This window comes from Arsenophonus nasoniae, from assembly GCF_004768525.1.
Lineage (GTDB): Bacteria > Pseudomonadota > Gammaproteobacteria > Enterobacterales > Enterobacteriaceae > Arsenophonus > Arsenophonus nasoniae.
Genome location: NZ_CP038613.1, coordinates 1,338,279 through 1,362,417 on the forward strand (window position 1 = coordinate 1,338,279; position 24,139 = coordinate 1,362,417).

A 24,139-nucleotide genomic window follows, 5' to 3' on the forward strand; every position below is an offset into this window, starting at 1 on the left:
TTGCTTTTACCTATTATTTTTAAAAACTTAAATGACAAAAAGCAGTGTCATATTAGGCATATTTAAATTATCATGATCATCTGTACATACCATTTGAGTTTACTGATAAATTTAGCAGTAGACTGTTTTATAGAGTAAAAAGCGGCAAATGGTTTCTACGACTAAATAATTTACATTATCTATCAAAATAAGGTACAGCTAATGTTTTATTCCCTTATCCGCAAGGCGTTATTTCGTTTAAATCCAGAACAAGCCCATGAAATTACCTTCCGGCAGCTTAAATACATCATGCACTCACCGCTCCAGTTTATGATCCGGCAGTCGGTCAATTTTAAACCAACGACTTGCATGGGACTAACATTTAAGAATCCATTGGGATTAGCGGCCGGTCTTGATAAAGATGGTGAATGTATAGATGCTTTTGGTGCGATGGGATTTGGTTTCGTCGAGATAGGAACGGTCACACCTCGCCCACAGCCAGGTAATGAGAAACCTCGGCTATTTCGCTTGGTTGAAGCTGAGGGCCTAATCAATCGCATGGGTTTTAATAATCTAGGTGTGGATAATTTAGTTGAGAATGTTAAAAAAGCAAAATACGACGGCATTATTGGTATTAACATTGGTAAAAATAAAGATACGCCGATTGAACAGGGTAAAGAGGATTATTTAATTTGCATGGAAAAAATTTATTCCTATGCAGGTTATATTGCGGTCAATATTTCTTCACCTAATACGCCAGATTTAAGGTTATTACAATATGGCGAGGCATTGGATGATTTATTGCAGTCAATTAAAAATAAACAACACTTATTAGCAGAACAACAGCAAAAGTATGTTCCTGTGGTAGTAAAAATTGCGCCTGATTTAACGGAAGAAGAGATTATCCAAATTAGCGATAGTTTAATTCGTCACCAGATTGATGGTGTTGTGGCGACAAATACCACTTTAGATCGGAATTTAGTCAAAGGATTAAGATATTCAGAGGAAGCGGGTGGTTTAAGCGGCCGTCCTGTGCAATTGAAAAGTACTGAAATCGTTCGTTTATTGGCAAAAGAATTAAAAGGGCAATTGCCAATCATTGGCGCGGGCGGAATTGATTCTTTGATTGCAGCTAGAGAAAAATTGGTAGCAGGAGCATCATTATTACAAGTTTATTCAGGATTTATTTATCATGGACCTAAATTAATTAAAAATATTGTTAATTATATTTAATCTTAATTTAGATCATAAAAAAGTAGGCAGCTTTTTTTATTCATTAATATTTATTTTGTAATCTAATAATTTATTAAATTCAGGATCTTCTTTGAATATCTTTACATAAAAACTCGAAATTTTTTTTATTATTTCTATTATTTATATATAGCAATACTTTTTTATCTTAATTTTAATTAGTATGGATTTTAAGTTAATAAATAGAGTGATCAGATTGAGGGGTAATAAATGAAAATAAAACCCAATAATCAGTGGCGCTGGTATTACGATGATGAACATGAAAGGATGATGTTAGATTTAGCTAATGGAATGTTATTCCGTTCTTGTTTTCCAGCAAAAATGTTGGTTGCATCTGCTTATGGCGAAATGATTTTCAATATTGATGATGCGGGGTTATATCATTGTATTGAAGAACAGGTGCAAAAATTATCACTTTCTAATGAGCATAGTGCGGAATTGATTTTAAATGCATTGGTTGCTTTTCGTTTTTTAAAGCCGCAGATGCCTAGGAGTTGGTACTTTTTACCAGTACATTGCCACGATGATTTGGTGTTAGGGGATGTTGTTCAGGTTCATATTGAAGATAGCGAACAGCAAGCGTTATTTTTAGTGGCAGAAGCAGGAAAATATGCCAGCTTATGTTTATTAATTGAGCCTAAATTAGTATTGAAAGATCGGGTAATGCGGTTTTGTGACCCGATTAAGATTATGAATAATCGTTTAATGATTTATCAACCACCAGCTAGTAGTTTACTCTATGAAAGGGCTGTTTCATAAAACATAACCTGAATTAATCAATATTCAAGGTTTATATAATAACTAAATTGCAAAGCATCTTTTAACCAACAGTAATATCCATCATTCATTGATGACGAATGATGGATAAGGATTAGTTTAATAATAATTTAATATTTGTTTTCGGAATGCAGCTACAACTTAAGATAATTCCATCTTCTTTGATTGCTGTTTTTGTCAATGGGATCACCTCTCCCTCTATTAGTTCCATTTTACAACAACCACAAATTCCCGCTCGACATGAATAAGGAATTTTTAAGCCATGTTTTTCCAATTGTTCCAAAATAACCATTTGGTTATTAGCTAAAAATTCTGTGCCATTAACATTGATTAATAATGTTGTTTCCTGTTCTGGATTAACTACTAGCGCCTTGCTATTTTTTACGGTCTTATACTGTTTTGGCTGTTTTTTAGTTAAGATTTTTACCGCATCACCAATCCGCATAAGACCGCTATTTTTGGCAATGGCATTTTGGCCAAAATCAATTTCTCCATTCTCGTCAGTGCGGAAATTTTGTAGTGTGGTCAATGGCTCCCCAGTTGGATGTTGTGCGCCATTATCAATATCAACGGTCGTCAAAATGCAGCGGCTACAAGGTTTGACCAGTTCGAAAATAACCTCACCAATTTGTATCCTTTGCCAGCTATCTTCAGAGAAAGCCTCTGCACCTGTGATGATCAAATTGCCTCTAAATTGTTCTATGTTGATTTTAGCAGGGCATAATTGTTGAACTGCTTTAAATGACGCTTGATTAATAAGAAGATAAGGATAGCCATCAGCAAATGAGAGTGGAATGGTTGGAAATCTTTTTATTCGGCGGCTGGGTATGTTACCTAACCATCTTAATTGAACGGCAAAATTAAAATATTGCGACAGCCATTGATTAATCTTTGTTGGAGCGGCTAAGGCGGTAAAATGATTTCCCCACACTTCTGTTGGCAACGGATCATTAATAAAATCTTTATATAAAATAGTTGCTGTTTGATTATCAGGTGCCTGTATTTGGATACCATTATCAAGTATTATTGGCTTAAATAACAGCATTTGTGGATATTGCCGCGCCGTAATGAACCCACCTTGATCATTGGTTAGCATAAAATTGCGATCGAAAACCAGGCCACTATTTTCTGCATAAGCCTGTGACAAACGAATGCCTTTCATTGATTTAACGGGATAGATATAAAGACGAGATAACCGGATCATTCTTAACTCCTGTTTAAGCGCAATAATTTTGCTAGTAACTTTATGATATGTGCGCAGGGTTAGCTATAATGTGCAGCAATTTTTTATTTAGGTGACAGCGATATGAAAGCTCTGTTTGCTACTACAGCATTTGGACTGGAAGAATTACTTAAAAGTGAACTGGAAGTATTAGGCGCAAAGCAGTGTCATATTGCACCCGGTGGCGTGCATTTTCAAATTGACGAACTTGGCATGTATTTGAGTTTGTTATGGAGTCGTTTAGCCTCGAGAATTTTATTACCCTTAACTCGCTGCCCGATTTTGAGTGATCTTGATCTCTACCTTGACGCACAAACCATCGATTGGCCGGATTTATTTACCGTTAATGATACTTTTGCCGTTTATTTTAATGGCACTAACCAAGTTATCCGCAATAGCCAGTATGGCGCTCTACGAGTGAAAGACGCTATAGTTGATAGCTTTCAGCGTAAAATGAACAAGCGGCCTAATATTGCTAAACAGCAACCCGATATACGCATTCATGTCCATTTATATAAAGATAATGCCACAATATCATTAGATCTAAGCGGGGATCCGCTCCATATTCGTGGATATCGGAGTTTGGCTGGGCAAGCGCCTATCAAAGAGAATTTAGCCGCGGCCATTGTTTTACGCTCAGGTTGGCAGCCTGGCTCGCCAATGATTGATCCAATGTGTGGTTCCGGCACACTATTAATTGAAGCAGCAATGATGGCTTGTGATCGTGCACCTGGTTTAGCGCGTCAAGTTTGGGGATTTCAGCGTTGGTCAGCTTATAATCCAACGCTTTGGGCTAGGGTAATTGCTGAAGCGGAAAAACGTTTTCAAACGGGTATCCAGCAAGCTCCTGCGCTTTTCTATGGCTTAGATATTGATCGCCACATTTTAGAACTCGCCAAAAAAAATGCTAAACAAGCGGGTGTTCAATCCTTAATAAACTTCCAACATGGTGATGCGGCTAAGTTAGAAAATCCATTTACCTTAGCCCAACAGGGTTTTATCATCAGCAATCCACCCTATGGTGAGCGTTTGGAAAGTGAACCGGCATTAATCGCACTTTATAGTCTATTAGGCAGGGTAGTAAAAAGTCAGTTTCCTGGTTGGCGCTTGTCACTATTTAGTGGTTCGCCAGAACTATTAGCCTGTTTAGGACTGCGAGCTGAACGTGAGTTTAAAGCCAAAAATGGAGCGTTAAATTGCCTGCAGAAAAATTATCTTTTATCCGCTAAATCGGTTGATGTTCAGGCCATGGTTGGCGAAGATTTTGCTAATAGGCTGAAAAAAAATGAGAAAAAACTTAATAAATGGGCGAAGCAACAGGGGATTGATTGTTATCGAATTTATGATGCTGATTTACCTGAATATAATGTTGCCGTTGATCGTTATGGCGAACATATTGTTATTCAAGAGTATGCTCCACCAAAGAGTATAGATAGCCATAAGGCTCAACAACGTTTGTATGATGTGATCAGTGCAACTATGCAGGTTTTGGCGTTAACTTCCACACAATTAGTGTTAAAAACACGCCAGCGCCAATCAGGTAAGCAACAATATGAGAAATTATCCCAACAGGGTAAGTTTTTATTAGTCCATGAATATAATGCTCAATTATGGCTAAACTTGACCGATTATTTAGATACAGGTTTGTTTTTAGACCATCGTTTGGTGCGTAAAATGTTAGCCAACATGAGTAAAGGAAAAGATTTCTTAAATTTGTTTGCTTACACGGCATCGGCATCAGTACACGCCGGTCTCGGTGGTGCTCGTTCAACCACCAGTGTTGATATGTCGCGCACCTATTTAGAATGGGCAGAAAAAAATTTACAGACTAATCAATTAACCGGACAGCAACATCGGCTTATTCAGGCCGATTGTTTAGCTTGGTTAGCACAGACGTCAGATAAATTTGATTTGATTTTCATTGATCCACCCACTTTCTCCAATTCAAAACGCATGAATACTACCTTTGATGTGCAACGCGATCATATCAACTTAATGATGCAGATTAAGCGTTTGTTGCGTCCTGATGGTACAGTTGTATTTTCTAATAATAAGCGTGGATTTAAAATGGATATGGCAGGCATTACTCAATTAGGATTAACCGCTAAGGAAATCACTCAGCAAACGATTTCACTTGATTTTACACGTAATCGCCAGATCCATAACTGCTGGCTGATTGGTCATGCAGATGAGGAAAAGTAATTTATGTCATTAATTAATATGTCAGCTGCCTATCTGGCTTTTAGTGATGTACCATTATTGGATAATACAGAGTTGCATATTGAAGATGGTGAAAGGGTCTGCTTGGTTGGTCGTAATGGTGCTGGCAAATCAACTTTAATGCGCGTATTGACCAAAGAACAACCACTTGATGATGGACAGGTAATTTATCAACAGGACTTACAAGTTGCCCGTTTGCAACAAGATCCACCGCGTGATATCGGTGGTACGGTTTTTGATTTTGTCGCTGAAGGTGCTAAGGAGCAGGCAAATTATATTAAGTCCTTTCATAAAATTGCCAAAATGGTCGAGCAAGATCCCAGTGAAAAGAATCTTAATAAGTTAGCGGAATTGCAAGAGGTATTAGATCGCGATAATTTGTGGTTACTTGATACACAAATTAATGATGTGATTAAGCAATTGCAGCTACCAGCTGATAGTCTGTTATCTGCTTTGTCCGGCGGTTGGTTACGCAAAGCTGCGTTGGCGCGTGCCTTAGTTTGTGGGCCACGCGTTCTTTTTCTTGATGAACCAACCAATCATCTGGATATTACCACTATTTTGTGGTTAGAAAATTTTCTTAAAGATTTCCAAGGTAGTATCGTGTTTGTCTCTCATGATCGCTCTTTTATTCGCCATATGGCAACGCGCATCATTGATCTTGATCGGGGTAAATTAGCTTCCTGGCCCGGTGATTATGACGATTATCTGACCAGCAAGGAAGAAACATTGCGGGTAGAAGAGCAACAGAATGCTGAATTTGATCGCAAATTGGCGCAGGAAGAAGTTTGGATCCGCCAGGGAATAAAAGCACGCCGTACCCGTAATGAAGGCAGAGTAAGAGCATTGAAATCCTTACGACAAGAACGTTCGCAACGGCGTGAGGTACTTGGCACAGCCAAGATGCAGGTTTCTGATGCCAGTCGTTCTGGCAAGCTTGTGTTTGAGCTTGAAAATGTCAATTATTGCATAGGTAAGAAAGTGTTAATTGATAATTTTAGTGTACAAGTACAACGGGGTGATAAAATTGCGTTAATTGGCCCTAATGGCTGTGGCAAGACGACATTGCTCAAATTAATGTTAGGCCAACTTGAGGCGGATAGTGGCAATATTTATCGCGGTACCAAACTTGAGATTGCTTATTTTGATCAACATAGATTAACGTTAGATCCCTATAAAACAGTGATGGATAATTTAGCTGAAGGTAAACAGGAAGTGATAGTTAATGGACGGTCGCGTCATGTCCTTGGCTATTTACAAGATTTCTTATTTCATCCTAAACGGGCAATGACACCGGTACGAGCCCTTTCCGGTGGAGAGAAAAATCGATTATTATTGGCACGTTTATTTTTAAAACCTAGTAACTTATTAATTCTTGATGAACCAACCAACGATTTGGATATTGAAACACTTGAACTATTGGAAGAGCTCGTTGATAGTTATAAAGGGACAGTCTTATTGGTTAGCCATGATCGTCAATTTGTTGATAATACCGTAACCGAATGCTGGATGTTTGAAGATCATGGTAAAGTTGAGCGCTATGTAGGTGGTTTTTATGACGCCTCTTTGCAGCGTGAACAAAAAGTTTCTTTATCGCATTCGACTACGAATAAAACCAATATTAAGGACATAGAAACAACTAAAGAACAGCCAAAACGAAAAAGTAATAAAATTAGTTATCATTTATTGCGGGAACTAGAAGAATTACCGGTACGGCTAGAAGCCTTAGAAGCTGAAATTGCCATATTGCAATCTCAAGTTAGTGCTCCTGAATTTTTTAATCAGCCCCATGTTGTCACAGAATCAGTATTAAAAGCGTTAGCCGAGAAAGAAGCAGAAATGGAAATGACCTTTGAGCGTTGGCAAGAATTAGAATCACTGAAGGATAGCCAATAATTTTGCATTATGACTGTATAGAGGAGAGAAAAGTTGTGCTCTCATAATCATCTTAATGAAAGTTGTCATAATAAGATACTCTGCCCGCAATGTGATTTATTGGTGGCATTACCGGTTTTAGAGCAAGGCACTAAAGCTAGTTGCCCACGTTGTCATACGGTTTTATCTGCCAAGTGGAAGTATCCAGCTAATCAACCAACAGCAATTGCGATTAGCGCCTTAGTAATGTTAGTTATTGCTGGTTTATTTCCTTACGTAAAAATGAGTGTCATGGGTATTGAAAGTCAAATTTCATTGTTGAATATTGCCCATGCCATGTTTGACGTAAATTATGCTAGTCTTGGCTGGTTTTTTATCCTTTTTGTTGTTGCGGTACCCGCTTTTTGCATGGTTGCCATTATTTTATTATGTCAAAAAGTTAATCTCCCGCTTTGGTTAAAAATAAATCTTGCCAGGACGTTATTTCAGATGAAAACCTGGTGCATGGTAGAAATTTTTCTAGCCGGTGTGTTGGTTAGCTTTGTCAAACTAATGGCCTATGGTGATATTACTTTGGGTATCAGTTTTGTTCCTTATTGTTTTTTTTGTTTGTTGCAAGTAAGGGCATTTCAATGTTTAGATCGTTATTGGTTATGGCAGCAGATAGGTGAAATACCAAAGCTAGAGACCCCGCTACAAGAAGGCAAAAGTGGTATTAGTCAAGGCGTCAGATCCTGTCATATCTGTATGGCCATTTTACCAGCCGAACGCAAATACTGTCCTCGTTGTCATGCCAAAGGCTATGTGAGGCGCCCTAATAGTCTACAAAATACGGTGGCGTTATTAATCTCTTCTTTAATTCTCTATGTTCCCGCAAACGTTTTACCTGTTATGGTCACCAATACATTAGGCAGTCGACTAGACTCTACTATTATGTCCGGTGTTATTTTATTATGGGGTGATGGTTCTTATCCGGTCGCCATTATTATTTTCATTGCTAGCATTATGGTACCAAGCTTAAAAATACTAGCTGTAGGCTGGTTATGTCTTGATGCTAAAGGTTATGGCAATCGGGACCCGGCGAGGATGCACTTTATTTATGAACTTGTTGAATGGGTTGGGCGTTGGTCAATGATTGATGTTTTTGTGATTGCTGTATTATCGTCACTGGTGCAAATGGGTCGATTAATGAGCGTTTCACCAGCAATTGGGGCGATTTTGTTTGCTGCTGTTGTAATTTTAACCATGTTTGCAGCCATGACTTTTGATCCGCGTTTAACTTGGGATCGTTGTAATGTTGTATCGCAGAGTAGAATTCGGTTAGAAAAGGGGTTGCAAGGTGGCTAATAAAGATAACACTGATGTGCAAGCAAAGATCAGTAAACTAAAAAGCTGGTCACCGATTTGGATTATTCCCATTATCACCATATTTATTGGTGCCTGGATATTAATTTATCATTTTAGCCATTTAGGCCCTCAAGTTACATTGATCACTTACAATGCAGAAGGCGTAGAAGCAGGAAAAACCAAACTTAAAAGTCGTAGCGTGGATATAGGATTGGTGGAGAATGTTTCCCTTGATAAGAACTTCAAGCGTGTAATTATTAAAGCACGCTTAAATGACGGCATGAGTGATTTATTAAAGAAAGATACCGCATTTTGGATTGTTAAACCCGCTATTGGCAAAGAGGGAATAACCGGATTAGGCACGCTATTTTCTGGTGTTTTTATTGAAGTACAACCTGGCAATAGTGAAGAGCATGCCGATAAATTTGACTTATTGGGTTCGCCGCCATTAGCTTCACCTGATGCTAAAGGCATTCGAGTGATTTTAACCAGTGATCAGGCTGGTAGGCTAAATATGGGAGCACCAGTACTGTTTCATGGTTATCGTGTTGGTTCGGTAGAAGCGAGTTCGTTTGATATTAAAAGCCGCAATATGCATTATCAGCTTTTTATTAATGCGCCTTACGATGGACTGGTAACGGAAAATGTTCGCTTTTGGCGAGATAGCGGTATTGCTTTGGATTTGTCAGCGCAAGGTGTTCGTTTGGAGATGGGCTCTTTAACCACACTATTTAGCGGTGGTGTTAGTTTTGATGTTGTGGAAGGCTGGCAACCTGGTAAGCGAGTAGAAGATAAAAGCCTATTCAGACTTTATGAAGATCAAAAAAGTATTCAGAATTCTTTATATACGGTGCATAAAGATTTTGTCTTGTTTTTCACTGACTCAGTTCGTAGATTACAACCTGGAGCGCCAGTCGAATTCAGAGGAATTCGTTTAGGAACAGTGATGGAGGTGCCCTTTGATTCTGAAAAATTGCGGCAAAAATTGGATAATGAATTTCGTATTCCAGTTTTAATTCATATTGAACCAGGTCGTGTCAGTGCCGATATTGATCTAGAAAAAGAGTTTGCTGTGGCATTGAGACAAGGATTAAGAGCGGCTTTAAAATCGGCTAACCTAATCACCGGAGCCCTATATATCGATTTAGATTTCTATCCCGAAAAAGGCCAATGGAAAGGACCATTAAAAGTTGCTGATTACGATATTATCCCAACGGTTAGTGCAGGATTATCACAAATCCAGCAAAAAGTGGTTGAAGCATTGGATAAAATTAATCGTATGCCGATTGAGCCTATGATAAGTCAAGCCACAAATACACTAGCAGAAAGTCAGAAAACTATCCGTGAAGCACAACGAACCTTATCTGAATTGAATAAACTGATGACTAGCAAGGACTTTCAGAATATTCCTGCTGATCTGCAACAGACGCTATTTGAATTGAATCGAGTCATGCAAGGTTTGCAACCTGGTTCTCCAGCCTATAATAGAATGCTCGATAATATGCAGCGTCTTGATCAGGTATTAAGAGATATTCAACCCGTGATCAAGACATTAAACAATAAGAGTAATGCCCTTATTTTTGAAGCAAAACCGATGAAGGATCCAGAACCGAAGAAGGTGACGAAATAATGAGATATTTGGCATGGATTTTTTGTTTTTTACTTATTGGTTGCAGTAGTGGGATTGAAAAATCTTATTATCAATTACCAACGACAGCGAGCTTAATGACTAAAAAAAGTAATTTACTAACGCAAAAACAGCTATGGATACAGACAGTACAGTTGTCTGGAATATTGGCGGCTAACGGTATTACTTATCAAACTAGTGACGTTAATTACGTTAATGCAGCCAATCATCTATGGGCAAGTCCGTTGGAACAACAGTTGATGCAGAATTTAGTCAATGAATTATCGATGGCGTTACCCAATCGATTAGTATCGGCTCAACCATTGGAAAATAGACTTGATAGTCTTAATGTTATCTTAACCGCTTTTCATGGCCGCTATGATGGTAAAGTGATTATCCAAGGAAACTGGATTTATAAAAGTGATAAAGGCATTATCAAGCGAGATTTTAGTTTGCTACTTGATCAAGATGAAAATGGTTATCCAGCATTAGTTAGAACATTAGCAAGAGGTTGGACGCAGGTTGGGCAATCAATAGCCAACCAATTACCAAAATCTTAACTGTATAAAAGATAACAATAATAGATTTACCCCTTCAGCTAGATAACAGAAGGGGTTATGATAAAGAAGTTTGGCTTTAGAAGTTGCTAGTATCTTGAAATAAACCGACTTTCAAATCTTTTGCTGTGTAAATACACTTATCATCAACCAAGACTTCACCATCAGCTACACCCATAATTAACTTCCGATTAATAACCCGTTTTAAATGGATACGGTAGGTTACTTTTTTGGCGGTTGGTAAAACTTGCCCAGTAAATTTGACCTCACCTACACCCAATGCTCGGCCTTTACCTTTACCACCAAGCCATCCCAGATAGAAACCGACCAGTTGCCACATTGCATCGAGGCCTAAACAACCTGGCATAACAGGATCATTAGTAAAGTGGCAGCTAAAAAACCACAAATCAGGTTTGATATCAAATTCGGCTTCAATAAAACCTTTATCAAACTTGCCGCCGGTTTCGCTCATTTTTATGATGCGATCCATCATCAGCATATTACCGCTAGGTAATGGCGGCCCATTTTCGCCAAAAAGTTCGCCTCTACCGGAAGCATCCAAATCTTCTTTACTATAGGAGCTATGTTTATCAACCATAATACTAAATAGCCTTATTATAAATAATAAGGCTAAAGAATAGCGTACACTTGTAAGCCGAACAAGTCCGATCAGCTAATTTTTTTATTTAATTTAACCACTTTAGAAGTCCCATAAATTTCGGTCTTTCTTGATTATTAACTTGAGTAATTCGTTCTTGTATTAAAGCTAACAGATGTAAATTATTTGTATCATACTGTTGCTTGTAATAAGCATGCTTTGTTAAAATTGAAATTGCTTCAGAAACGTGTTCAACTGGCCAGATATGAAATACGCCAGATTTGACTGCTTCAATAAGATCGGCTTTTAAACATAAATGACGAATATTAGCCATAGGAATGATAACACCTTGCTGACCAGTTAATTCGCGTTGGAAACAGACATCAAAAAAACTTTCGATTTTTTGGTTGATCCCACCAATAGGTTGTACATAGCCGAACTGATCTACTGCACCAGTAACAGCAATTTGCTGATCGATAGGCTGAAGAGAAAGTGCACTAATTAATGCACAAAGTTCAGCTAAGGATGCACTATCACCATCAACTTCATTGTAAGACTGCTCAAATACAATTGAGACAGAAAAGGGTTGTGGCTGTTCAAGTTTTAATTCGTAATTAAGATAGGCTTGCATAATCATCATGCCTTTAGCGTGAATATTACCGCCTAGCTCAGCTTTACGTTCTACATCCGTAAATTCACCATCGCCGAAGTGAGCAACACAGGTAATTCGTGATGGTTCACCGATTAGTTCTGGATGCCCGGGATACTGCATAACAGATAATCCATTAATTTGGCCAATCATTTCACCTTCAGTTTTTATAAAAACTTGTTTTTGCAGAATATCATCTAGATTACGTATAGCTCGGTAACTGTGTTGCCATTGGCGTTGCCTGATTGCTGTTTGGAACGACTTTGCAGTTAGCTGATTATCTTGTTGAAATTGGTTTGCTTCAGTTAAACAACGAGTGAGCCATATTATATCTAATGGTAGGGTAGATTTATCTTCAGTATATCGAATTGCTTGAGTAATGAAGATTGGCCATGCATCAGCTGTTAAAGCAGGCAGTTGGTAATCAGTAATAATTTGTTTCACAAATTGCATCCATAGCGATAATTGACCACTATGTTCAAAATTCAATTCAAATTCATATTCGCCATAAGTAGCTTGAGCAAAAAGTTCAGGCTCTTTTGCTTGAAGTTGCTCAAGACTAAAATCATCGCCGACCAAAATAAGTTTAATATCCAGTGGCATTGAATCAATTGGATAGGGTAAAAATTGATTATCATTAGCTGGCAGCCACTCAAACCGTTTTTGCATTATCATCTGTTTTAAACGCTGCCACATCAATGGCTGTGCCAATAATGCACCAACGGAAAGTAATAATACTCCGCCATTAATTTTATGTAATAGCCCAGGCTCAATGTGCACACTATTTTGCTGCTGGTGGACACTACCAAATAATTGAGGCATTTCTATCCAATTACAGAAATAGACTGAGTGGCAAGGTGTAAATACGCCTTTAGTGCTTTCTTGCCAATGAAATCTTCCATTTGATTGTTGATAATCGCCATTTATAGGTACTGAGGATGGCGTAATATTTTTAATGCATTTTGCCAATTCAGATAAGTAGCTATGGCATTCTACTGCTCTAATGACAGCAAAAGGGGAATAGGTTGATGTTGATAAAAACCTTTCGAGACTATTATATAATCTCGGTTGAATGCTGGCCAGAGTGGCATTATCTAGTTTATCGGCAGAAGCAAAAAGATTAAGATAAGGTTCATAGTCAGGTGCTAAATTTTGCCATATTAATTCGTTACTAATCACGCTATTTTTCAACTTATAATTTAGATAAAAAGTTTATAAATTATCCTCAATGTCCTGATTATATAGAGTCAAGATAGAAGATATTTTAGCAACACTATTGTTGTTAGAGAAACAGGGTACATTTTATTCTGAAAATAAGATATCTGTTTCCAACATTATAAAATTTTTATGGTGAATCATTATATTAACGTTTGTTTAAATTTATGCCACTATTAATTTTGTATATTTTTAATATAATTTTATTTTCAAGTAGTAAGCTAATGACTAATGCTCAAAAACCCCTAATAGAGTAGATACAATCTATCATTTCAATTCAGAATACAGTGGAAATTACAGGCTATAAATGTGAAAAATTATATTCTATCGCATTAATTATGATTTTTTGTTAATTGACTTGCATAAATAGGAAAAATTATATTTTTTGCTAACATTTCAATATAAGTGTGATTTCTTACTAAGATTTTACTAAATTGATTAAATAAACCAAACGTTTTTATATTTATATGTTGTTATAATTACATAAGTTACGTTGTCACAGAGATGATTATGAAATATCAACAGCTTGAGAATCTTGAATGTGGTTGGAAATGGGATTACCTGGTTAAAAGGTATCGGGAAGGTGAAAATATCACTAAGCATATTGAAAAAAGCGCTGCTCAGGATGCGATTGAACAACTGTTGAAATTAGAAAATACGCCAACAAAAGTGATAAACTGGATAAAAAATCATATGTCGCCAGATTTATCTAATCGAATGAAGCAAACCATTAGAGCTCGCAGAAAGCGACATTTTAATGCCGAGCATCAACACTCGTGCAAAAAATCTATCGATTTAGATTTCCTCGTGTGGCAAAGACTCTCTATTCTAGCAAGAAAACAAGGCTGTACATTGTCTGAAACTATTGTGCATTTAATTGAAGATGCAGAAAGAAAAGACCAGTATGCTAACCAAATGTCAACATTTAAACAGGATTTACAGAATATACTGGGTGACTAGTACAAAAGGTATAATTTTAAATGCGAATTTTTAGTTACCCTGGTAATAAATTTTAAGCAAAAAAATAACCCTAAAAGTAAGGGTTATTTTATTTGGAAATAAATAATCTTTTAAAGCAATACTAAGGTTGTGGAGTTACCTCTGTAGTACCTTGGATCTCGATCTCAACTCGGCGATCTGGTGCTAAGCAATTAATTAGCGCCGCGCGTGGTTTTACGTTATTACAAGTACTACCGGTTACTGGATTTTCTTCTCCACGGCCTTGTGAACTAATTGCATTTGCTGGGATACCTTTAGAAATCAAATAGCTCATAACTTCATGTGCGCGTTTTTGAGATAAAGGTTTGTTGTAGGATGGTGAACCAATACGGTCGGTATAGCCAAGAACCATAACACGACCTTGAGTTGGATCAAGATTAGTTAGTTCACTATACAACTTATCTAGTTCAACTTTACCTGCTGGTTTCAATGTATGCTTATTGAATTCAAACAAAACATCAGAACGTAAAGTAAAACGTTTGTTTTCGATTGGTGCTGGTGCTGGTACAATTACAGGAGCAGGCTCTTGATTGAATCGATATGCAACACCAACGCTCAACATTCCATTATCTGGACGAACAGACAGTGAATCTTTATCGCCAATATGGCTAACCCATTGATAATCTAAACGAGTTGCCCATTCTGGGGTAATAGCATATTCAAATCCTAGGGCATAAACTGGAGAAACACCAGTGTCATGCTCTTTAAAAGAGGGTTGATTTTCTACGTTTGCTTTTGCGTCAGTACGCCATACCATACCACCGAGACGAGTATAGACATCTAATTCGTCTGTCAGTGGATAGCTTAGACGAGCGGTTAATTGAACACCCATCGATTTCAGGCTACCGTTATTTGGTTGACCAGAATATCTCATTCTGCCAAACCAGTCATAACCTAATTCGAAACCGAGATATTGATTATGTTGGTAACCAAGATAGGCACCAGCGCCGAGTTGATCGCGCTTAGTTTTACCACTTCCAACATTATCACCGTAAGGGTGAAAGCCGGTATCTTCAAAGTGTGACCAACCTAATTTAGCACCGGTATACCAGGTATTATCTTTGGGTGCTGCCTGGGCTGCAGTTGCGAAAGCTGCCACTGCTACTGCGATAGCTATCTTTTTCATTTTACGCCTCGTTATCATCCAATATAGGCATCAGCTTCTTGAGCTTTTTTATAAGCCGTATGGTTTAAAATACTTGTTAAGTTATTACGCTCTACTATCTTCGTCTCTACTTTATCTGTTAAGGAGTTATTCAAATAAAAAGTAGAATCAAAGCACTACCTTAACGTTGTAAAGTCTACAACGAACTTCGAAAGTTACAAGTAGAGGAAACATTAATCTCGTTAACTTTTTAAAAGGCAATCGGTTAATTATAGATATAATTTATAACTAGATTGCCATGATTAATCAATTAACCAAATGATTTATATTATTTTTTTTTGTTTTTGTCTATTGTGGTTTACAATCCATTAAACAGATTAGGAATAATCCTAATCTAGACTAGTGATAATAATTAGAATGAATTTTTAGTTGATTAGGATGTCTGCCGGGGCAATTGGTTTTTTCAGGCCGCATAACAAAACCAATACTGTTTCCTATCTGTGCTGCGTGCTCTAAATGCTGTAAACATGATTGTGATAAAATGGGTAACCATCCTAAGACAATACTACAGTTGCCGCTAGATAATGCTTTTATCATGGCAGCAGCGCTCATTTCTGGGCTTAGTGAATTTATTTGTATTGTTTTATTTAATGGTAGCGCTGAATTAATCAACCAATTACGGCTTAATTTTCGGTTAGGATTTAACCATAATAACCAACGAGATTCATCGCTAAATCGTTGTAAAAGTGATGTTAGAAGTACTTCAACCATAGGATTATTTTCATTATATATCCATTCATTAACTGCGCCGTTTGGATAAATTGATCTATTTCTATAATTTGGTAATAGTATATTTTGAACATTATTACGTTGATTTTCTATTTTTATTGGGTAATTACATGAGTCGTTATTCATATTGACCTCAGCTTGATGCTGTATATGTATACAGTAATCGTGTGTTCATATAATATCAAGCCAATTTTTACAAAGCGCTTCGCAAAAAATTAACTTTTTCGTTTAATTGAACACTTAATTGTTGCAGTTTGGATAAGATGGCGTATTTTTCTATTTTACCTGTTAAGTAGAATATTTTTATTAACTATTAATGATTTAAGTGGTTATAGGATACGATTTATTTATTATAAATATTAAATATAAACGGTAGTAGCTAAGTTATGTTTTGTAATTGGTAATATACTTTTTTGGCTATATTAATTTAATATTAAACGATGCTTAAGGCTTTGTTCGTCGCCTTTTGTGTATGAGACTTTGCAATAACATAGAGGTTTTTAAAGGGGGTGAAATAACTTAATAAATTTTCTTGCTATTTTAACTGATTAAAATATGGAGAAGTATAAAAATATTAAATTTGTGTGCGTTCACATGGAGAGTGGCAATTATGCTTTTATTTGATTCTTGTTTTTCTTGTTTGCAAGGGCTAATGGAAAATTATGGCCATATAAAACAAAAACCGCATTTTGGTGGTTATCGTATTCTAGTCAATCATGTCATTATTGGTCAGGTATTGGACGGCAAGTTTTATCTACGAGGTTGTCTATTTGCTGAACTTCAATTTGAAGTATCTGGATTGCAAAAATTAGTTTATACCAAGAAAGGTGTTCCTCTTATATTAAAATATTTTTTTATCAATGAGATGCTTTGGAATGATAATTTACTTTTATGTTATTACATTGATCTCGCTTATAAAGCAGCAGTAGAAGAATTATCTCAAAAACAGCTTTTACATATCAGGATCAAAGACTTACCTAATATGAATATGTCGATAGAAAGAGCATTAGGAAAAGTAGGAATTACCGATGTAGGCTATTTGAAAATGTTAGGTGCTAAAGCTTGCTATTTAAAATTAAGACAGAAGAAAGTGAATTTGAGTATTAAGTTATTATTTGAATTAGCTGGTGCTATCGAAGGTTATCATATAGCAGTACTTCCTGAGTCAATAAAAATTGAATTAATTACTTGGTTCAATAGCCTAACGTAAAGAAATACACCAAGGAAATGATTTTATGGCCAGTTTTACGGTTAAAAAAATTTGCTAATTAAAACTATTTTAATCTGGCTCTTGTTGGTTAATAAAAACAATTAGAGAGGTGATTTCTGGCAATAGGTTAATTAATAATAATAATTGCTCAACAATAAGTTGTTCTTTGTTATTTTTTCCTAATTGTATTGTTTGGAAGCGTTGAATTAATGGGTTATTTAACTCTTTGACTATTTGATTATTCAATAAGGCAAAGTTCAACGCCGATTCAATATAGGCGATTGTATTATCAAGAATAGATAAAATAGTTTGATTATTAAGTTGTTCCCTATGTGCTCCCAGGGCTGAAATATAACTTAACATACTGTGATTAAGACAGAGTAATCTAAAAATTTTTTCAGGGGAAATACTATTAGTTTTCGTTCTGGCAAGCATATCGGATAATACAGAAACCAGTTCTGCGTCATTTATATGGGCGTCGCGACGAGCAATGCGATAATCAACACTGTTATTTCTACCTTGATGATATTGAAATAAAATAGCGGCAAGATAACGGCAATTACTGTGTAATGTTTGTTGTAGAACTTTAGGTAGTTGTCGAAATTTCCAATCGGGCCAAATATAATTTACTGCAATCCAGGCAATGCCACAGCCAATGATTGTATTCATTATTCGGGGAAGCATAACGTTGAAACCTTCGCCTAATAAATTAAAACTAAGCAAAACCAACAAAGTAATAAATAAGGTAGCTTGGGCATATTGACTATTACGGCAAGCAAAGAAAAAAACGCCACTAATAATAATGAGTAAGAGTTGCCCCTCTATCGAGGGTACGAAATAGAGTAAGGGTAAGCCAATTAGAATAGCGGCAATGGTTCCAAGAATACGCAATATTAAGCAATTCTTAGTTGCAATATAATTTGGTTGGCATACAAATAAACTGGTGAGTAATATCCAATAACCCTGAGGTAAAAAGCATTGAACAATAATATAACCTGTACACAATACTACTGACATTCTAATCGCATGTCGAAATAGGGTTGAATTAAGTGTTAAGTTACTAGTAATTGTGAGCCAAAAATCGTTAATGTTAGATAATGAATTGTCAGAAAGTTGTGTTTCAGCCAATGCTTGGCCATATGGAATTTCTATTTGCTCGACGGCAATACTATTGAGTTGCGTATCTATCTCTTTGAGATTAATTAATAGATTATAAAGGGTGCTTATTTGTTTGTTATTGGAATATTGTTGTGTAAGGTATTGTAACGACTTTTCCAGCTTGATAAATGCGTCTTTAAATTTTGCATTATGCTGATACCTGGTGTGCGATAAAATGGAGTGAGCAACCAATTGGCATGCTTCAGCTTGCATCGATAGTAATTTCTGGAATCGGAAAAGAATATCACTATGTGGAAAATCTTGACTTAAGTTTTGATATTTAATATGTGATGAACTTGCTCGTTCATGTATATCTTGCACAATAAAATAGTAATTTAGACTATTGTTAGTGCCTGATTGGCTTTTATTATTTTTTAAGCGGCTTAGTAATATTACTTTCATTTGGTTCATCGTATTGACCAACTTGCTATTGGCCATAGCAAGGTCGAAGATTGATTGTTGATAATTTTCTTCAATCTCAGGGTTAAATAGATTGGCTTTATTAGCCAGGTAGATAGCAAGCTGTTGGTAACATTGGGCTAATTTATTATGCAAAGGCTGAATAGGAAGAAAAATATGGCTGATAAGTGTTAACAAATAGTACCAAATAGCCCCTATAAGTAACAGTATCGGTTGTTGATACCAAATTGAAAAAATAGCTGTTCCAAGCATAGTGTAGATTGCTACCAGAAGTGCGCCAAAGGCAATTGTGCCATAGGGGAGGCCCAAAACACTAAGAAATGTGAAACTGAAAGACGATAACGCTAATCCAATAAAAAATAACCAGGGATAGGGAAATAGTAACTCAACTGAGACAGAGGCAATCAGGAATGATAATAACGTGATGGCAATATTACGCAGCTTACCAATAAATCGATCATCAAGATCAGTTAATGCAGCGGCAACAACACCCAGAGTTAAAGGAATAGTTATTTTAAGTTGCTCACCTAAAATCCAAGGAATTAATGCTGTTCCTGAGAGCGCAATTAGTATTCGGATATAATAAAGGATGTTGCTATTATAAAATACATGACGAAAGCCAGAGAACATAGTAAGCACAATAACCTCTAATTTGTCAGTGCACTAATTAATATTATAAAAGTATCCATAATAACCTATAAGGTTTAGTAAAGAGAAAAAACTTTTTCTTGCCATGACCTAACATATTTTAGCTAAGGTAGTGTGTAATGGAATTGAAATCGACACATGTAGGTCAGCGTTTAGCTCAACATCCTTATAATCGAGTTCGTCTATTAAATGCGGGTGTTGAAGTGAGTGGTGAAAAACATCAGTATCTCATTCCTTTTAATCAACTTGTTGATATACGTTGCAAGCGAGGTATTGTTTGGGGAGAGCTTGAATTTGAATTACCAAACAACCAAGTGGTTCGTTTACACGGTACTGAATGGAAGGAAACCCAATATTTTTTTCATTATCTTATGGATATTTGGAAAAAATGGAGTCAAGAAATGAGTTTGATTTGTGCAGATATTTTATCTGAACAAGTACAAGAAATAGAAAAATACTTAATCCAGGATAGTTGGTTTACCCAAGCACAACTTAATCAGTTGCAAAACCAAATTAACAGCAGATTAAATACACTTCCTATGCCACTTGTCCGTTTATATGAATTTGTAAACTGTCGCCAAAATTTTGCTGTTTGCCAGCATTGGCTTAATTTGAACCATCAGTCATTGGACGATATTAATCAATATTGGGTTGCTCGTTTGCTTAAGCAGTACTCTAAATTTTTTCAGCAATTTACTATTACTCAGTTAAACCTATCTCAAGTTAATTGTGTAGTTAACAGCGAAGAAAATATTTTAGTATTGGGCGGGCCAGGAAGTGGTAAAACCTCTATTTTAATAGCAAAAATGGGTTGGCTTTTACTCAGGCAGCTGGCTATTACTGAACAGATTTTATTACTTGCTTTTGATGATAAAACTGCCAAAAAAATGGATGGACTTGTTCAAACTAATTTAGGACAGCAAGCATTTTACACAAAAACCTTTCATAGCTTGGTATTGCATATTATTCAAACTAGCAGTAATAAAAATGTCACGATTAGTGAATTAGAAGTAAATGAACAGAAAAGATATAAGTTGCTGATTAATGAATGGCAAAAGCAGTGTCATGAAAAAAAATCGCAGGCAAAAGGGTGGCGTGAATTTTTAACACGAGAATTAGCTTGGGATATTGCTAACGGTGAGTTTTGGCATGACAAACAATTAGCAGAAAGAGTAGTGGTTCGTTTAGATAATTGGCTTAATTTGCTACGTAGACATGGCGGAAGTCAGAAAACAATAAGTGAATTAGCAACGCCAGTAGAAAATAAGCAACTGCAAATGGAGCTACGATTAGTCGCACCTATCATTAAAATATGGAAATCGACGCTAAAAGCTGAAGGGGCAGTAGATAGCTTAGGGCTTATACATCAAGCAATTAATTTATTACATAAAGGAAAATTTATAAGCCCATGGAAATACATTTTGATTGATGAATTTCAAGATCTATCGCCATTAGAAATGCAGTTACTACAGTTATTACGAGCACAGAATAGACAAACTCATTTGTTTGCTGTTGGTGATGATGAGCAAGCAATTTATCGTTTTCCGGCAGCAAAATTAAATTTAATGGCTTCTTTTGAATATTATTTTGCTAGCGGAGCTTACTATACACTTGAAACAACTTACCGTTTTAACGATTACATTGCTAAAATTGCTAACCAATTTATACAAAAGGATCGTGATCAGCAGATTAGGCCATTAAAAAGCGTTGTTAAAGCAAATAAAAAATCGATAGTTTTATTACCCGATGAACAACTGGAAAATTTACTTAATAAAATGAGTGGTTATGTTACTGAGGAAGAAACAATTCTCGTTTTATCGCGTTATTTTTATTTGCAACCAGCGGTAATTAAAAAAGCTAATATTCGTTGGCCAAAATTGAAGATTAATTTTATGCCTATCCAAGCTGCGAAAGGGTGTCAGGCCGATTATGTTGTCATTTTAGGTTTACAACAGGGAATAGATGGTTTTCCTGTTTGTGAGCCTCAGTCTGCAATAGAAAAAGTATTATTAACAAAGTTTGATATTTTTCCCGATCAACGAGATAGCCGCTTATTGTATGTTGCTTTGACTCGAGCTAAAAAGCGAGTTTATTTATTGTATGACAAATTAACACCGTCTATTTTTGTTGAGCAATTGAAAAAATTAGGTGTATCGCAACTGAAAAGACCATAATTCTTATTTATTATAGTTTTTTTACTGTCTTAACTAAATTTATGCCATCTTTACTAAAAATGTATTATTAATAATAAGTTAAATTTATTAGTTAATGCGAGTTTCAAGGTATTGTTGATAATTAGGCATCTCAATTTCAGTTTCATGATCAAAAGCAGGTGAGGTGATAATAAAATCAGCACTTGCTATATTAGTGGCAACAGGAATGTTCCATACAGTAGCGAGACGAAGAAGTGCTTTTACGTCTGGATCATGTGGAACTGCATTTAATGGATCCCAAAAAAAGATCAAAATATCGATTTTTTGTTCGGCAATCATCGCACCAAGTTGTTGATCTCCTCCCATCGGGCCGCTGAGCATACTAATAATCTTTAATCCGGTATGCTGGTGGATCAAATTACCGGTGGTACCAGTGGCAAATAATTTGTGTGCTTTTAGCACAGAAATATGTTTTTGAACCCAGGTTAATAGTGATAATTTACGGTGATCATGGGCAACAAGCGCAATATTTTTATTTTTTTTTAATCGACGAATAACAGATTCCATAAAGTTCCTTACATTGATAGATTTTTGCTAACATAGCAACTAAATCACTATGCTAATATTCATTGAGTTAACTCAACAGATTCCACAAGTTTAGTAGCACTTTGTTGCCATTTATATCATAGTTTAGGTGATTATTTTTAAATTATGGAGTTGTCATAAAATGCTTGAGAAAAAACTGACAAATATTTTAACAAACGTAAAATATATAGCATTAGTTGGCGCCAGTGATAAAGTTGAGCGCCCAAGTTATAAAGTTATGAAATATCTTATAAATCAAGGATATAATGTGACTCCTGTTAGTCCAAAACTAGCCGGAAAAGAATTACTTGGACAAAAAGTTTATGCCCAATTAGCTGATATTCCATATCCAATTGATATGGTTCAAGTTTTTAGGAATTCCGCGGCAGCGTTAGAGGTTAGCCAACAGGCAATCGCAATTAATGCAAAAGTACTATGGTTACAATTAGGTGTTATTAATGAAGAAGCTAAAGAAATGGCAGAGCAAGCTGGATTAGCGGTTGTGATGAACGCTTGCCCCAAAATAGAGATACCTCGCTTAGGTTTAGAAAAATAGATCAAGGAAGATGATAAACTAATCATCCCCATTGATTATATTTAAAATTAGTTAATTACGTAATTGTGGTGCTCTAAGTTGAATTTTGATCGATTCCGACAACTCATCTAAAGACGACTGTTCTGGGTGTTCATCGGAAGTTTCATAAGTAATCTGTGCTTCAGCAAGATACGTGTGAATAGGTTCACCATTATCATCTTCCATAACGACATGGTACCAGGGAGCTGAGCGTAGAGCTGCATTAGCTGCAATATCGTCATCCTGTGGTTTATCCAGTGAGTATTCGGCGTCAACGTCGACTATTACTCCGAGATAACCGAGGAGTTTGTGCCTTACTTGTTGCCCAATACTAAATTTACTGGTAGTCATCATAGCTACCTCCTAGAAGCCTTGCATATTCTATAGGTAATGATATGTGGGTAATAATATAAATTTCAAGCAGGTCACTCTGTTACGCTAGTTTCTTAATCGCTCTAATCTATGTAGATTAAAAACTCTATACTATGAGAGTATCTGTTGTTTACACAAAAAACAATATGTTGAAGTTATTATTTATTATAAGAGAGCACTAAAATGCGAAAGATAGGTAGAAATTACTATATATATGGGCGAGTTCAAGGTGTAGGGTTTCGCTATCATACCTTAGATTGGGGGAAAAAACATGGGCTATATGGTTATGTTTATAATCGCTATGATGGTAGTGTCAATATAAAAGCTTTCGGTACGTTAGAGCAAATGCAGCAATTAGAGGATTGGTTAAAAGCAGGTGGGCCAGCAGGCGCTAAAATTGAATATTATAAAAGTGAAGAGTGTCATGTTGAAAAAGAGGTAGTCGATTTTCATATTCGACACTCATTGTAATAGTTAAATACATTTTACTGGCTTAGGTAAACCGGCAAGTTTTGTTGCTTGCTTCGCCGGGCCTTTTGGAAAAAGGCGATAAAGATAGCGGCTATTACCAATATCCTCACCATATTTTCTAGCAATGGCCTTTACTAACATACGAATAGACGGCGAAGTGTTGAATTCGAGATAAAATTCACGAATGAAGCGAATTATTTCCCAATGTTGTTCTGTTAATATAATATTCTCTTGTTTAGCTAATAGAGATACCATGGATTCACACCATTCGTGGCTATTTTTAAGGTAACCATCAGCATCTGTTTTAATTTCACGACCTTCAAATATAAACATATGAT

Annotated in this window: 21 protein-coding genes; 12 read left to right on the forward strand and 9 right to left on the reverse strand. The window is 36.2% G+C overall.

Annotated features, from left to right (window positions below; genetic code table 11):
• The first annotated feature begins 201 nt into the window (after nucleotides 1-201).
• Complete coding sequence (gene pyrD / locus ArsFIN_RS06535) at nucleotides 202-1,212, forward strand: quinone-dependent dihydroorotate dehydrogenase (RefSeq protein ID WP_026822274.1); 1,011 nt, start codon at nucleotides 202-204, stop codon at nucleotides 1,210-1,212.
• Nucleotides 1,213-1,440: 228 nt separating this feature from the next.
• Nucleotides 1,441-1,989 carry a cell division protein ZapC gene (locus ArsFIN_RS06540; RefSeq protein ID WP_026822273.1) on the forward strand — a complete coding sequence of 183 codons (549 nt, stop codon included), beginning with the start codon at nucleotides 1,441-1,443 and terminating at the stop codon, nucleotides 1,987-1,989.
• A gap of 112 nt (nucleotides 1,990-2,101) precedes the next feature.
• Here ArsFIN_RS06540 and ArsFIN_RS06545 read toward each other — a convergent pair whose 3' ends face one another.
• Nucleotides 2,102-3,211, reverse strand: a complete 1,110-nt coding sequence (locus ArsFIN_RS06545; RefSeq protein ID WP_026822272.1) for a YcbX family protein — start codon at nucleotides 3,209-3,211, stop codon at nucleotides 2,102-2,104.
• 102 nt (nucleotides 3,212-3,313) lie between these two features.
• Here ArsFIN_RS06545 and rlmKL point away from each other — a divergent pair, with 102 nt between their 5' ends.
• The 5 genes from rlmKL to pqiC are packed head-to-tail and all read left to right on the forward strand — an operon-like array spanning nucleotide 3,314 to nucleotide 10,858.
• The gene (rlmKL, locus tag ArsFIN_RS06550) at nucleotides 3,314-5,431 is read left to right on the forward strand and encodes a bifunctional 23S rRNA (guanine(2069)-N(7))-methyltransferase RlmK/23S rRNA (guanine(2445)-N(2))-methyltransferase RlmL (RefSeq protein WP_026822271.1); all 2,118 of its coding nucleotides are present in this window, start codon (nucleotides 3,314-3,316) and stop codon (nucleotides 5,429-5,431) included.
• A 3-nt stretch (nucleotides 5,432-5,434) separates the two neighbouring features.
• Nucleotides 5,435-7,345, forward strand: coding sequence for an ABC transporter ATP-binding protein (locus ArsFIN_RS06555; RefSeq protein WP_026822270.1), 1,911 nt, complete (start codon nucleotides 5,435-5,437; stop codon nucleotides 7,343-7,345).
• Nucleotides 7,346-7,378: 33 nt separating this feature from the next.
• Nucleotides 7,379-8,671, forward strand: coding sequence for a membrane integrity-associated transporter subunit PqiA (gene pqiA, locus ArsFIN_RS06560; protein ID WP_051296958.1), 1,293 nt, complete (start codon nucleotides 7,379-7,381; stop codon nucleotides 8,669-8,671).
• Nucleotides 8,664-10,301, forward strand: coding sequence for an intermembrane transport protein PqiB (pqiB, locus tag ArsFIN_RS06565; RefSeq protein ID WP_026822268.1), 1,638 nt, complete (start codon nucleotides 8,664-8,666; stop codon nucleotides 10,299-10,301). The genes pqiA and pqiB overlap by 8 nt, the downstream gene beginning before the upstream one ends.
• Nucleotides 10,301-10,858: a membrane integrity-associated transporter subunit PqiC gene (pqiC, locus tag ArsFIN_RS06570; protein ID WP_026822267.1), complete on the forward strand. Its 558-nt coding sequence runs from the start codon at nucleotides 10,301-10,303 to the stop codon at nucleotides 10,856-10,858. Before pqiB ends, pqiC begins: the two co-directional genes overlap by 1 nt.
• A 76-nt stretch (nucleotides 10,859-10,934) precedes the next feature.
• Here pqiC and fabA read toward each other — a convergent pair whose 3' ends face one another.
• Together fabA and ArsFIN_RS06580 are read right to left on the reverse strand one after the other, a co-directional pair.
• A complete protein-coding gene (fabA, locus tag ArsFIN_RS06575; protein ID WP_026822266.1) occupies nucleotides 10,935-11,453 on the reverse strand; it encodes a bifunctional 3-hydroxydecanoyl-ACP dehydratase/trans-2-decenoyl-ACP isomerase in 519 nt (172 codons plus the stop codon).
• A gap of 88 nt (nucleotides 11,454-11,541) precedes the next feature.
• On the reverse strand, nucleotides 11,542-13,281 hold the full coding sequence (locus ArsFIN_RS06580; RefSeq protein WP_026822265.1) for an AAA family ATPase: 1,740 nt from the start codon (nucleotides 13,279-13,281) through the stop codon (nucleotides 11,542-11,544).
• 546 nt (nucleotides 13,282-13,827) lie between these two features.
• Between ArsFIN_RS06580 and matP the strand changes: the two genes are divergently transcribed.
• Nucleotides 13,828-14,277: a macrodomain Ter protein MatP gene (gene matP / locus ArsFIN_RS06585; protein ID WP_026822264.1), complete on the forward strand. Its 450-nt coding sequence runs from the start codon at nucleotides 13,828-13,830 to the stop codon at nucleotides 14,275-14,277.
• Nucleotides 14,278-14,398: 121 nt separating this feature from the next.
• Here the strand turns inward: matP and ompA are convergent, their stop codons facing one another.
• Nucleotides 14,399-15,442, reverse strand: a complete 1,044-nt coding sequence (ompA, locus tag ArsFIN_RS06590; RefSeq protein WP_026822263.1) for a porin OmpA — start codon at nucleotides 15,440-15,442, stop codon at nucleotides 14,399-14,401.
• A gap of 378 nt (nucleotides 15,443-15,820) precedes the next feature.
• Nucleotides 15,821-16,336, reverse strand: a complete 516-nt coding sequence (gene sulA, locus ArsFIN_RS06595) for an SOS-induced cell division inhibitor SulA (protein ID WP_051296957.1) — start codon at nucleotides 16,334-16,336, stop codon at nucleotides 15,821-15,823.
• A gap of 484 nt (nucleotides 16,337-16,820) precedes the next feature.
• Here sulA and ArsFIN_RS06600 point away from each other — a divergent pair, with 484 nt between their 5' ends.
• Nucleotides 16,821-17,420 carry a TfoX/Sxy family DNA transformation protein gene (locus tag ArsFIN_RS06600; RefSeq protein WP_026822261.1) on the forward strand — a complete coding sequence of 200 codons (600 nt, stop codon included), beginning with the start codon at nucleotides 16,821-16,823 and terminating at the stop codon, nucleotides 17,418-17,420.
• Nucleotides 17,421-17,489: 69 nt separating this feature from the next.
• Here the strand turns inward: ArsFIN_RS06600 and yccS are convergent, their stop codons facing one another.
• The gene (yccS, locus tag ArsFIN_RS06605; protein ID WP_026822260.1) at nucleotides 17,490-19,637 is read right to left on the reverse strand and encodes a YccS family putative transporter; all 2,148 of its coding nucleotides are present in this window, start codon (nucleotides 19,635-19,637) and stop codon (nucleotides 17,490-17,492) included.
• A 128-nt stretch (nucleotides 19,638-19,765) separates the two neighbouring features.
• Between yccS and helD the strand changes: the two genes are divergently transcribed.
• Complete coding sequence (helD, locus tag ArsFIN_RS06610) at nucleotides 19,766-21,820, forward strand: DNA helicase IV (protein ID WP_026822259.1); 2,055 nt, start codon at nucleotides 19,766-19,768, stop codon at nucleotides 21,818-21,820.
• A gap of 87 nt (nucleotides 21,821-21,907) precedes the next feature.
• Here helD and ArsFIN_RS06615 read toward each other — a convergent pair whose 3' ends face one another.
• Nucleotides 21,908-22,366 (reverse strand): methylglyoxal synthase, encoded by a 459-nt coding sequence (locus ArsFIN_RS06615; RefSeq protein ID WP_026822258.1) that lies wholly within the window; start codon nucleotides 22,364-22,366, stop codon nucleotides 21,908-21,910.
• Between the two features lie 160 nt (nucleotides 22,367-22,526).
• On the opposite strand from ArsFIN_RS06615, the gene ArsFIN_RS06620 reads away from it, so the two are divergent.
• Nucleotides 22,527-22,940 (forward strand): CoA-binding protein, encoded by a 414-nt coding sequence (locus tag ArsFIN_RS06620; protein WP_026822257.1) that lies wholly within the window; start codon nucleotides 22,527-22,529, stop codon nucleotides 22,938-22,940.
• A gap of 51 nt (nucleotides 22,941-22,991) precedes the next feature.
• Here ArsFIN_RS06620 and hspQ read toward each other — a convergent pair whose 3' ends face one another.
• Nucleotides 22,992-23,312 (reverse strand): heat shock protein HspQ, encoded by a 321-nt coding sequence (gene hspQ, locus ArsFIN_RS06625; RefSeq protein WP_026822256.1) that lies wholly within the window; start codon nucleotides 23,310-23,312, stop codon nucleotides 22,992-22,994.
• Nucleotides 23,313-23,513: 201 nt separating this feature from the next.
• On the opposite strand from hspQ, the gene yccX reads away from it, so the two are divergent.
• Nucleotides 23,514-23,801 carry an acylphosphatase gene (gene yccX / locus ArsFIN_RS06630; protein WP_026822255.1) on the forward strand — a complete coding sequence of 96 codons (288 nt, stop codon included), beginning with the start codon at nucleotides 23,514-23,516 and terminating at the stop codon, nucleotides 23,799-23,801.
• A gap of 3 nt (nucleotides 23,802-23,804) precedes the next feature.
• On the opposite strand, the gene tusE is transcribed toward yccX, so the two are convergent.
• Nucleotides 23,805-24,134 (reverse strand): sulfurtransferase TusE, encoded by a 330-nt coding sequence (tusE, locus tag ArsFIN_RS06635; protein ID WP_026822254.1) that lies wholly within the window; start codon nucleotides 24,132-24,134, stop codon nucleotides 23,805-23,807.
• Nucleotides 24,135-24,139: the final 5 nt, after the last annotated feature.